Below are 11,678 nucleotides of genomic sequence, written 5' to 3' on the forward strand. Positions count from 1 at the left end.
AAGCCTTGAAGGTATCCCAATACGTTGGCGAGCGGACTTGGTTCCTTGAAGATTCTGTTCCGTCATTCTGACCGGAAAGCAACTGAGATCCATCTCACCGCATATGGCCCTTCATGGTCAACATCATATGTTACTATTTGAACACAAACCCTCCGTCACATTTGTGCTCATCGTCACAGTAGATGAAAAACCAACTGTAACAACTCGAGATTATATGTGATTAACATCACGAAATAACCTCTTATATGGATGAAAAACGCATTACCTTCTCACGGCCTATATCAGGATCAATAGTTTGCTTGCTTATCCTCTTTAGAATGACGATAAAACAGCACTATTGCCCGCAGAGAGGCGTTATGACGAATTCCACCGATACTTCTGTACTACCTGCTTTCCTACAGCGCTGCCAGCAAATTGCGACCAGCGAAACGCTTTCTCCAGAGCAAAAACGTCACTTTTTGGCTCTAGAAGCCGAGAACGCCCTGCCGTATCCCAATTTACCACCAGAAGCCCGTCAGGCACTGGATGAGAACGTCATTTGCGATATGTTTGAAGGGCATGCGCCGTACAAACCACGCTACGCTCTGCCGGATTACGTCAAGTTTTTGTCACAGGGCTCCGAATATCTGGAACTGGAACCAGCGCAGGATTTTGACGACGCACTGAATATGCTGTGCATCCTGTACCACCATGTTCCTTCGGTCACCTCTATGCCGGTATTTCTCGGCCATTTAGACAGCCTGTTGCTGCCTTATGTTGGAATTCTAACAGAAAACGAATTATATATCCGCATAAAACGTTTCTGGCGTTATCTGGATCGCACTTTGCCAGATGCTTTTATGCACGCCAACATTGGGCCAAGCGATAACCTACTGACTCGCCTGATTTTACGCGTAGACGCCGAGCTAAAGCAGGTTGCGCCTAACCTTACGTTTATCTACGATCCACAAATTACACCTGAATCTTTGTTGCTTCAGGCGGCTAATAACATTTGTGAATGCAGTAAGCCTCACATCGCCAACGGCCCTGTACATGATAATATTTTCACAAAAGGCGACTACGGGATTGTCAGCTGTTACAATTCTCTGCCACTTGCCGGCGGCGGAAACACGTTAGTTCGTATTAATTTGAAGCAGGTTGCGTTACGCAGCGAGTCTTCACAGGACTTCTTCACTCGCCAGCTACCGTATTATTGTCGCCAGCAAATTAATATTATTGATGCTCGAACCGACTTCCTCTACAACCAATCGCATTTCTTTGAGCAGAGCTTCTTGGTAAAAGAAGGTTTAATCGATCCTCAGCGCTTTGTGCCTATGTTTGGGATTTATGCGCTAGCAGAAGCGGTGAATATTTTGCAGGAGAAAGACGGTTTACCGGGTGTTTACGGTGAAAGCGAACAGGCGAATCAGCTTGGCTACCGTATCAGTGAACAACTGGCCGAGTTTGTGGCACAAACGCCGGTTAAACACGGCTGGAAACAGCGTGCCATGCTGCATGCTCAATCAGGTATTAGCTCTGACATTGGCACCACACCGGGTGCTCGAATTCCTTACGGCACAGAACCCGATCCTGTCACCCATTTGATGGCCGTTGCTCCTCACCATGCGCATTACACCTCGGGCATCAGCGATATTTTAACGCTGGAAGAAACCATCAAACGCAATCCTGAAGCCATGATGCAGCTTTGCCTTGGGGGTTTTGCCGCCGGTATGCGCGAGTTTTCAGCTAACGTCTGCGGTAACGATTTGGTTCGTATCACCGGCTACATGGTACGTCTGTCTGATATTGAAAAATTCAATGCGGAAGGTTCACGCCTAAATACCACGTGGCTAGGAGAGGAAGCGGCCAAGAATACCGGGATCATGCAACGCCAGCCACGAGTGATTAGCCATGAGCAAACGATGCGCCTCGGTAAGTAAGATCTTACCGTTCTCCTGCGTCGATGGGCCAGGCAGTCGCTTGGCCATTTTTCTGCAAGGGTGCAATCTAAACTGTAAGAATTGCCACAATCCTTACACGATTGGTCTTTGTGACCACTGCGGAGACTGTGTCGCAACCTGCCCTCATCAGGCATTAAGTCTGGTGGAGGGAGTCGTGCATTGGGATGAAAAAGCCTGCCAGCAATGCGATACCTGTCTGCAAACCTGTACACGGCAGTCCAGCCCGATGGTGCAGCGCTACAGCGTAGACTCCCTTTTGGCACAGGTAAAACGTAATGCACTGTTTATCAATGGCATCACGGTAAGCGGCGGCGAAGCAACGCTGCAACTGCCCTTTTTATATGATTTCTTTACCGCGATAAAATCCGCGCCAACGCTCAGGCATTTAACCTGCCTGATCGACAGTAACGGTGAACTATCCACGGCAGGTTGGGAAAAAATTGCGCCATGGATGGACGGTGCCATGATCGACCTTAAAGCGTGGGGAAGTGAATGCCACACCGCATTGACGGGGCGAGATAATCAAAGGATCAAACAAAGCATTCAGTGGTTGGCAAAACATGACAAGCTTAGCGAGCTGCGTCTGTTGGTGATCCCACAGCATAGCGATCATCTGCAACATGTTGATGAATTAGCACAATTTATTACCACGCTCGGGGATATCCCTGTACGCCTCAACGCCTTTCATCATCATGGTGTTCGCGGTGACGCGCAGGCATGGCAAAGTGCCACAAAAGAAGATGTTGAAACGCTAGCCGCCGCGCTTACCCAACGTGGCGTAAAACAAATTATCCGCCCTGCGCTGTATTTATGAGAAATCAAAAAGCCCTACTTGTGCATAACGCCGTTCGTTTAAGAGAGCGAGATACACGGGGCTAGCACACCGCGGGGCGCTCCGGCAGCTAAAGCTGCTACGACCCCATCGGTGTACTTCCCCTAAAATCACACTTAAGTGAAAGGTGTTACTGCTTTTGCAGGGCTTTTTTTAACGCTTATCGCGACCGTGCGGAGCATCAAGATCTTGCTTTGGCCCAATCGAAATAATGCCCGTTGGGTTGATGGTTTTATGACTGCGATAATAATGATTACGAATGTGTTCCAGATTAACCGTCTCTTTAATACCTGGCATCTGATAAATATCACGCAGGAATCCATACAGATTCGGGTAGTCGCTAATCCGCTGCCAATCGCATTTAAAATGCGTCACGTATACCGGATCAAAGCGCACTAACGTGGTCCACAAACGAAGATCGGCTTCGGTTAAGCGCTCACCGGTTAAATAACGCTGACGAGAAAGAATGTTTTCCAGCTTATCTAATGAGGAAAATACCGCGTTAACGGCTTCATCATAGGCCTCTTGCGACGTCGCAAACCCTGCTTTATAGACGCCATTATTGACGGTGTCATAAACCCAGCTATTGAGTTCATCAATCTCAGTACGCAATTCCGATGGATAGAAATCCCCTGGCTTTGCGCCCAAATCATCAAACGCAGTATTAAACATACGAATGATATCTGAGGATTCGTTGCTGACGATGGTTTGGGTTTGTTTGTCCCACAGCACGGGAACAGTAACACGCCCGGTATAGTGCGGATCGGCTTGTAGATAGAGCTGATAGAGAAAATCATGGTGATAGAGTTCATCACCGGTCGCCGCAGCGAAGGAGCGCTCAAACGTCCAACCATTTTCCAGCATCAGCGGGCTGACCACGGAAACAGGTATCAGCGCTTCCAACCCTTTGAGCTTACGCACTAACAACGTGCGATGTGCCCACGGACAGGCCAAAGAGACATAAAGATGGTAGCGATCTTTTTCTGCCTTAAATCCTGGTTCGTTATTGGGGCCAACAGATCCATCAGGAGTGACCCAATTACGAAACTGCGCGTTTGAACGCTTAAAACGTCCACCGGTAGATTTGGTGTCATACCAGATATCTTGCCAGATGCCGTCAACGAGTTGTCCCATAAATCCTCCTGATTGTGCCCAATAATTCGCAGAGAAGTGACTTTATACCAAAGCATAAAGGGGCGTTTTCGCCCCTTTACTATCTCACTATAGCCCTTTGACTCTAAATCATTCGAGCTGTAGAAAGGTAGGTCATTACCATTTTTTGTTCAGTAAACGGTCGATGCTGAATGCGCCTGGACCTGCAACTGCCAACACCAAGTATCCACCAGCGATAGTCAGGTTTTTCATGAACATCAGTTGGTTAACACCTTCCGCAAAGTTCGAGTGGAACAGGAATGCGGTCAGAATCGTGAAGCCTGCGGTAAACAGTGCGGTAGTGCGAGTCAGTAAACCGAACAGAACGGCTAAACCACCACCCAGCTCTAACAAAATAGTCAGCGGCAACAGTGCGCCCGGAACGCCCATGGCTTCCATGTATTGCTGCGTGCCAGCGTAGCCAGTGACTTTGCCCCAACCCGCAGAAATAAACAGGATTGGCATCAGGATACGGGCGGCCAGCAGTGCGATATTTTCTAATTTGTTGTTCATTTTCATGCTCCAGACAATTTGATGTTGCCGCTTATGCAGCGCTATTCGGTGTGAGGCGTGCAATCCATGTGGCGTGAGCCGTATTGTGGAGCGCGTTTCTCTCGATGGGCTAATACTAGGACAAAGCATGAAAGAGTGTTAGCGAGTAAAATTGCTGGAATTCTTCAAAAAAACTGAAGTCAAAAAGTTATAAGAAAATAATCAAATACAATAAGTTAAAAGATAGTACGCGAGTAATTTCGCCTGTTATTACTTTTAACGTAGGTAAACACGCAGGAATTTTGTGGGATTTTTATAGCTTGGAAGCGGGGGGAATCTGGCTAGGGTTTTGAGTAAAACGCTTTACGTACCACTTTGACCACGCCCCATACGCTGAATGCGCGGCGCGTCCAGCGAGCGGTTTTAGCCGGATGGCGAGCGCCATAGAGCGCCAGCAGGCTTGAGCCTAGCAGCATAAATTTGCGTAACCGCATCACGGCCGACACACGGTGGTCAAATTTCGCCGTGAGCTGTAACCATGCACGACGCTCACCGGCTAAATCAAGACGTTGCTGCTGAACCTGACGCAGCAGACGCGCTTTCTCTAAGGCGAGTTCTTGACGATTACGGCTCACTTGCGATCCTCTTCCAGTAGCTCTCGGTCAATTTCTAGCTGGCGGCGAGTGGCCCCTAACAGCGTTGAACGTCGAGCTTTGGTGATAGTCCAAATTGCCCCAATTAATGCTAGACCCAGTAAAACTGCGGTGGTGATCCCCAAAGCCATCAAGCGATAGGCCGGATCAATCGCCCAGAAAAGTAAAACCAGCAGCGTCATCAAACCAAATGCAGTGAACAGCAGCGTAATACCCGCCATCATCAGCAATTGAATGACGTTAGCCTTTTCCTCTTCCAGCTCCACCACGGCCAAACGCAGCCGAGTTTCCACCATGCCAACAATAATGGTGACAATGCGCTGAGCGGTACTCAGAGCCCCGCGAGCGGGACCCTGAGAAGTGGTGTTATCAGCAGGCATTAGCGGCGAGCCAATAGAACGCCTAGCACCACACCGACCGCTGCGCCGATGCCTACGCCAGTCCAAGGATTGTCGTGAACATAGCTATCTGCACGATCTGCGATCTCTTTGGTTTGTGCAGCCACTTTCTCACCGGCCGCGTTCAAGCGTGCACGGCTACCTTGCAACGCGCTTTCAGCCTTCGCACGGATTTTTTCCAGCTCGGCCTTCGGCTTGTCGGTAGAAGAGTTCAGCACTTCTTCTAAGGTATCGGCGAGGGACTTCAGTTCGGCACGTAATTGCTCGGAAGTTGAATCGTTAGCCATTCCTAGACTCCTTAACTTTACTGATATGGTCTTTTAACATAGCGAGCTTTTTCCATGAGCGCAAAGGTAATTGCCACATATCCTTCTGTATCTGCCGCATTTGGTATGAAAAAACTCGGCATTTTAGCGACGTTAATTACTGCCCCAACGCCTGCTGTGCCTCTTTCAACTCATCTTGAGCTTCGGCCAGTTTTTTCTCTTTTTTACTGATTTTGTCAGTTTTTCCGGTTTGCTGAGCTTCGCTGAGTTCCTGCTGACGTTCAGCCACTTTTTGCTGTTTTTCTTTTACGTCTTTTTGCAGATCGGCGCGTAGCCCTGCTTCAGTGCAGTTACTTTTCACTTCACTAAGCGCCTTTTGCAAACCGGCGACACGATGCGTGTTGTTGTGCTGCTGGGCATATTGGATCTGTTCTTCAATGCTTTGTTGCTTGCTAGCACAGGTTACCGCCGCCGCATTAGCAGCTGCGCTCATCATACCCAAAGAAGCAACGGTCATAGCAAAAAGTACGGTTTTTTTGAATGTCATGAAAAGTCCTTATTGAGTTTAAAAGTGCCCCACTCCGGGGAAATATATCCTTGTATCATCGAAACAAGCATTCGTTCGATAAGCATTAACGTGGCCGCTGAAGCGCGTCCGACCGTTATAACTATAACCTGTAATTATTAACGATTACTTATCACTATCATTAAATAATAGGTGCTTTACAGTCAAAAAAGGGAGCCGATAATCGAAAAATCAGACAATCCTTAAAAACAAAAACAGAGCCATAAGGCTCTGTTTTTAATGTTTAGCTGCTAAGTCTCGGTTGCCTGGGAGGATCCTTGACGTCACCTTCAGCAGACTGAAACAGCGTGCGTCGATGTGTTTTAGACGCAATGCTATAGCCACGCGGCAGCACCGTTTGTAGCACATGCATTGCCTCATCCTGCTGTTCGGGTTTCGCTAAATGAACCAGCAAACCGTTGCCATCTGGCGTGATGCTTTTAATACTGATGCCGTGCTCATCGAGTTTCTGATAGACAAAAAAACCATCGGGCGTCGCTAAACCAGACTGCGTCGCGCTGATTTGCAGCGTGGTTTCTTTATGTACCAAATGTGGTACAACCCACCACGCAAATGCAGCGACGATCAACGCCAAAAGCAGCAAAGCACGCTTCCATCCAAGCCGTTGAATAAGTAGCAGAGTCACGTTATTTCCTTTGCTCAGGCTGCGTTGTTGCATGTTTTTTACGCCATAAAACAACCAATGACCCCACCAATCCCACCACTAAAAGTACCAGTGGCAACATCATCAGCAGGAACATCAGTTGGTCTTCATAGCGCAGGAACAGCGGCGTTTTACCCAGCACATAGCCTAGCGTTGTCAAAATAATGACCCACAGGAAACCGCTCATCCAGTTAAAGAATTGGAAGCGAGTGCTGCTTAAACCAGAAAGACCCGCAATCAGCGGCAACAGCGTGCGCACGAAAGCGAGAAAACGCCCAACCAACAGCGCCGAAAGGCCGTGTTTGTGGAACAGATGGTGCGAGCGCTGATGATAGTGCGCAGGAAGATGAGAGAGCCACTTTTGCACCAGTCTGGTATTCCCGAGCCATCGCCCTTGGATATACCCGACCCAACAGCCGAGGCTCGCCGCGGTAGTTAGCACAAAAATAGTCATGCCAAAGCCCATAGTACCTTTAGCAATCAGCACGCCGACGAGGATCAGTAAACTATCGCCCGGTAAAAAGGCCGCCGGCAGCAAACCATTTTCCAGAAATAAAATCACAAACAAAATGCCGTAAATCGTCCACACCAGCGATGGATTCGCCAATGTTTCATAGTCCTGTTGCCACAGGGCGTGTATCAATTCGTTAATCATATCCATCGAGTATTCCTAACTGAAAATTCGGAAGGTCCATCCGCCAGCTCATCTCATGGACGTCACAAAGGACGATGGAGTCAGGGAGCTAGCTAAAGTTAACCAACGTGCGCTTGGCATCCGGTTGGTCATACGTCAGCTTGCCTCTGTATAGAATATTACTCTCTTTCCAGCCACCCAGCCGATTTTGATGCGGGGGAAGCTGTAATGTTCGTAATAGAGCAAGAGAAACGCCCTCGCCACTATACTGTCGAGATGCGTCAAAATAGGGAATTTCCGCGCGCAGCGGTAGAGGAGCATCCGGCAACTTAGGCGACATCCGCCCTTGCTCTGAACCCGATTGCATATGAAGACGCAGTAACGCCGTCAGTTTCCGCGTATTCGATTTACGAGAAAGATATTGTTCACGTTCACCCAGCGGCTGCATGACCGGCATGGACAAACTATCTGTGAATATTTCACCTAAATCGCTATCGGCTTTAACAACGTAGGCTGGAATAACATAGTGATTCGCATTGTGCGAATGCCAAGCCGTTTGCTTGCCAGAGGCCATACTGACCCAGCATAACAACAGTAACATAACGGTGGCAGACGAAAGACGCTTCAATATTTTGTTGCTTCCAGACATATGCAGAAAAAAGTCGGCTAACTGTAGCAAAATCACCGTCGAGGAAACAGCAGAAAATACGCATTTATCGCGACGAATCTAGCGATATAGGTGCTTATTTACGTCTGGTTTCCACGATGTTCATGAAAAGGAAACCGGAAGGGAAAAAAGGAGGTATTAGTATGATCAATGAACGTTGCCGTGTTTATCTATTCTTCTCAATAAACACGGCTAGATATGGCTGATACTGATTAACCCGGCATTGATCCACGGCTAATCAACGCATAGCCTGCAGCAACCGCAATCATGCACAGCACCAGATTCAAAATAACGTTCATGGCTGCCCGCAGCCAGAATCCTTGGGTAAACAGCGCCAAGGTATCAAACGAGAACGTAGAAAAGGTGGTTAACGCGCCCAAAAAACCGACCGCAATCAGTGGACGCCAATGAGGAGCAATTAGCGTTCCGGTATTTAGCGCCGCAACCAATAACCCCATGATAAAGCAGCCCACCACGTTCACCGTCAGCGTGGCATAAGGGAATGAATTCCCAAACCAACCGTTGAACCAGTTGGTGATTTGAAAACGGGTAATAGCCCCCACGGCGCCACCAAAGGCAACAATCAGTAGTGTTAAGCCATAGCTCATGGCGTGCTCCTTGATAATAACAAGCATGTTATAGATGAAGACTGTCAGCAGAGGCGATTTGATTGACCACAGGGAGAGGATTTCAGCCCGGCAGCCAAGCACTATCGCTCTGAATAAACAGAGAAATAAAACTCAGACTTCTGCCAGGCGTCATCAGCGAAAAGAGAAGACTCTTTTGGCGGTTTTTAGCTACCGAGAATTCAGTAACCAACGGTGGAGCACCATCACCGATTGAATTATAGATTAAGCCAACGATTCTTTACAACGCACAATCCATTAGATGAATTATTTGGCGTTGGTTACGCCGTCCAAATGCACCACGGGGTTTTCGGCAAACAGATAACGATCGACGTTAAATTCGAAGTCATCGGTGGTCGCTTGGAAAAGCATTTGCTTCGTATTTTCCAAATGTTGCCACATCGCCACTTTCGCGCCGTAGGGATCTTTACGCATCAGTGCTTTGAGGATCTTGTCGTGGTCTTCACACCAGCTTTCGATCGACACATCGTCGATATGTTCATGTAGTTTTAGCCAATACGGGTTATGAATACGCTGGCTCCACATCTGCTCCACAATGGTAGCCATGGCTGAGTTCTGTGTCGCCAAAGCCACCTGTACGTGAAATTTTAAATCCCACTCAGAATCACGGAAACGATCTTCCTGACGCGCATGTTCCTGAATTTCCATCAGTGCCACAATATCCTGCTTGGTGACCTGCGTTGCCGCAAACTCGGCAATATTACTTTCAATCAGCTGGCGTGCTTGCAGCAGCTCAAACGGCCCTGCACTCGCAAACTGAATATTGCGATTAGGCTGAACCAACGTTTTTGGCTGATTACTGATGACATGGATGCCCGAACCTTTACGCACCTCAACATAGCCCTCGACCTCCAGCATGATGATAGCCTCGCGAACCACGGTGCGGCTCACGTTCATCTCTTCGGCGATAAATCGCTCGGCTGGCAGCTTTTCACCGACAGGGTAAACACCTGATTCGACACGCTGTTTCAGCTCTGCGGCTAACTGTTGATACAGTCTTCTGGGTTCTGTGAATTCCATTTATGGTGCTCTATTAGGGTTAAGAGTGGGCAAAGGCTGTGATACATACTGATTTAAATCTGTTATACCACTTTTCCAATATACGTGCCAGAGAGCCCAACGCTCTGGTAGCAGGTTAAAATGCAGGTAAAAAAAATCCGCCGGTAAACGGCGGATTCCAAGGATACGGTCGATAACTTAAACCGCTAGTACATCAAAAAGATCACACCGTCGCTTTCTGATGGTTTGATGCGGCTTCAACTTCTTCCGCCGTGCGGTTTTGCAGCACCGTCCAGATAACCAATGCGCCCAGCAGGTCAAAGACCGCTAATGCTGCAAACAGCGGGCTAAAGCCAATGGTATCTGCCAATGCCCCGACGACTAGCGCAAACATCGTACTCGCGGTCCACGCGGCCATCCCAGTTAAGCCGTTGGCGGTCGCCACTTCATTACGTCCAAAGACGTCGGAAGATAGCGTGATTAATGCGCCAGACAGAGACTGGTGAGCAAAACCACCGACACACAACAGAGCGATTGCCGCATAAGGGCTAGTGAATAAACCGATCATGCCAGGGCCAATCATCAGAACAGCCCCCATGGTGACCACCAACTTACGCGAAACAATCAGGTTTACTTTGAAATATTTCTGGAAAAGCGGAGGCAAATAGCCACCCAGCACGCAACCAACGTCAGCAAACAGCATTGGCATACAAGCAAACATCGCAATTTCTTTCAGGTTGAAGCCGTAAGCTTTAAACATGAATAGCGGGATCCAAGCGTTGAAAGTCCCCCACGCTGGCTCAGCCAGAAAACGTGGCAGAGCGATACCCCAGAACTGGCGGTTACGCAGAATTTCCCATGCAGACATACGCTTAGCGTTGTTGGTTTGGTGATGCGCTTCCTGACCATTCAGGATGTAATCACGCTCTTCATCAGACAGTTTTTTCTGGTCTTTCGGGTGTTTGTAGAAGATTAACCAGCAGATTGCCCAAATCAGGCTGAGTGCGCCGGTAATGATGAACGCCATTTCCCAGCTATGTGCAACGATAGCCCACACCACTAATGGAGGCGCAATCATCCCACCAATCGATGAACCTACGTTAAAGTAGCCAACGGCGATGGAACGCTCTTTCGCAGGGAACCATTCGGATGAGGCTTTCAGCCCCGCAGGGATCATGGCTGCTTCAGCCATACCCACCGCACCACGTGCGATGGCCAAGCCACCCCAGCTACTGGCTAATGCGGTGCCCATGCAGAATACCGCCCACAGGATGGCAAACAGTGCATAACCTACCTTCGTTCCCAGCACATCGAGCACGTAGCCTGCAACAGGCTGCATGATGGTATAACACGCAGAATATGCAGCAATAATATAAGAGTATTGCTGGGTGGTGATATGCATGGTGTCTTGTAAGGTCGGAGCAGCAACAGCAATGGCGTTACGAGTTAAGTAACCCAATACAGTTCCCACGGTAACCAAGGCTATCATGTACCAGCGTAAGCCTTTAATTTTACGCATTTAAACTCTCTCCCAGTATATCCCGCAACGTTCAAGCGACATCAGCATTGGCCGACTTCCGACACCTTGAAATTGTTTGGGCTTAGAACTCTGCCTTGTGGAACGCCTTTGGCGATGTGTGCAAGGCTGCAATGAACCGCGCTTGTGACTGCGCCGCGTAATAACTCTCCATATTGAAACGGTGATAGCGTTACGTGTGAGGTACGCATCTACCTTATTCATCTGCGCTGTGGTTCTAAAACTACGGCCC

General features: G+C 48.6%; 14 protein-coding genes. 2 read left to right on the forward strand and 12 right to left on the reverse strand.

The window, feature by feature from the left end; genetic code table 11:
* Nucleotides 1–356: 356 nt before the first annotated feature.
* A complete protein-coding gene (locus tag DSM2777_RS21975; RefSeq protein WP_061555156.1) occupies nt 357–1,919 on the forward strand; it encodes a YjjI family glycine radical enzyme in 1,563 nt (520 codons plus the stop codon).
* A complete protein-coding gene (locus DSM2777_RS21980) occupies nt 1,891–2,754 on the forward strand; it encodes a YjjW family glycine radical enzyme activase (protein ID WP_061555157.1) in 864 nt (287 codons plus the stop codon). Before DSM2777_RS21975 ends, DSM2777_RS21980 begins: the two co-directional genes overlap by 29 nt.
* Nucleotides 2,755–2,925: 171 nt before the next feature.
* On the opposite strand, the gene DSM2777_RS21985 is transcribed toward DSM2777_RS21980, so the two are convergent.
* The 12 genes from DSM2777_RS21985 to DSM2777_RS22040 form a co-directional block, all read right to left on the reverse strand.
* Nucleotides 2,926–3,906, reverse strand: a complete 981-nt coding sequence (locus tag DSM2777_RS21985) for a glutathione S-transferase family protein (RefSeq protein ID WP_061555158.1) — start codon at nt 3,904–3,906, stop codon at nt 2,926–2,928.
* Nucleotides 3,907–4,041: 135 nt separating this feature from the next.
* The gene (locus DSM2777_RS21990) at nt 4,042–4,437 is read right to left on the reverse strand and encodes a DoxX family protein (protein ID WP_061555159.1); all 396 of its coding nucleotides are present in this window, start codon (nt 4,435–4,437) and stop codon (nt 4,042–4,044) included.
* A gap of 320 nt (nt 4,438–4,757) precedes the next feature.
* Nucleotides 4,758–5,051: a YqjK-like family protein gene (locus DSM2777_RS21995; RefSeq protein ID WP_046459862.1), complete on the reverse strand. Its 294-nt coding sequence runs from the start codon at nt 5,049–5,051 to the stop codon at nt 4,758–4,760.
* Nucleotides 5,048–5,449, reverse strand: a complete 402-nt coding sequence (locus DSM2777_RS22000) for a phage holin family protein (protein ID WP_046459861.1) — start codon at nt 5,447–5,449, stop codon at nt 5,048–5,050. The genes DSM2777_RS21995 and DSM2777_RS22000 overlap by 4 nt, the downstream gene beginning before the upstream one ends.
* Nucleotides 5,449–5,754: an ElaB/YgaM/YqjD family protein gene (locus DSM2777_RS22005; RefSeq protein ID WP_004846778.1), complete on the reverse strand. Its 306-nt coding sequence runs from the start codon at nt 5,752–5,754 to the stop codon at nt 5,449–5,451. The genes DSM2777_RS22000 and DSM2777_RS22005 overlap by 1 nt, the downstream gene beginning before the upstream one ends.
* Before the next feature lie 136 nt (nt 5,755–5,890).
* The gene (locus DSM2777_RS22010) at nt 5,891–6,280 is read right to left on the reverse strand and encodes a DUF1090 domain-containing protein (protein WP_046459860.1); all 390 of its coding nucleotides are present in this window, start codon (nt 6,278–6,280) and stop codon (nt 5,891–5,893) included.
* A 262-nt stretch (nt 6,281–6,542) separates the two neighbouring features.
* The gene (gene mzrA / locus DSM2777_RS22015) at nt 6,543–6,977 is read right to left on the reverse strand and encodes an EnvZ/OmpR regulon moderator MzrA (RefSeq protein WP_046459859.1); all 435 of its coding nucleotides are present in this window, start codon (nt 6,975–6,977) and stop codon (nt 6,543–6,545) included.
* Nucleotides 6,946–7,623 (reverse strand): DedA family protein, encoded by a 678-nt coding sequence (locus tag DSM2777_RS22020; protein ID WP_046459858.1) that lies wholly within the window; start codon nt 7,621–7,623, stop codon nt 6,946–6,948. Before DSM2777_RS22020 ends, mzrA begins: the two co-directional genes overlap by 32 nt.
* Before the next feature lie 82 nt (nt 7,624–7,705).
* Entirely contained in the window at nt 7,706–8,197 is a 492-nt protein-coding gene (locus tag DSM2777_RS22025; protein WP_237087797.1) for a hypothetical protein, read from the reverse strand.
* A 278-nt stretch (nt 8,198–8,475) separates the two neighbouring features.
* The gene (gene crcB, locus DSM2777_RS22030) at nt 8,476–8,871 is read right to left on the reverse strand and encodes a fluoride efflux transporter CrcB (RefSeq protein ID WP_046459857.1); all 396 of its coding nucleotides are present in this window, start codon (nt 8,869–8,871) and stop codon (nt 8,476–8,478) included.
* Between the two features lie 285 nt (nt 8,872–9,156).
* Complete coding sequence (gene exuR, locus DSM2777_RS22035) at nt 9,157–9,930, reverse strand: transcriptional regulator ExuR (RefSeq protein ID WP_025799089.1); 774 nt, start codon at nt 9,928–9,930, stop codon at nt 9,157–9,159.
* Between the two features lie 202 nt (nt 9,931–10,132).
* On the reverse strand, nt 10,133–11,428 hold the full coding sequence (locus tag DSM2777_RS22040) for an MFS transporter (protein WP_061555160.1): 1,296 nt from the start codon (nt 11,426–11,428) through the stop codon (nt 10,133–10,135).
* Nucleotides 11,429–11,678: the final 250 nt, after the last annotated feature.

The organism is Obesumbacterium proteus (assembly GCF_001586165.1).
Lineage (GTDB): Bacteria > Pseudomonadota > Gammaproteobacteria > Enterobacterales > Enterobacteriaceae > Hafnia > Hafnia protea.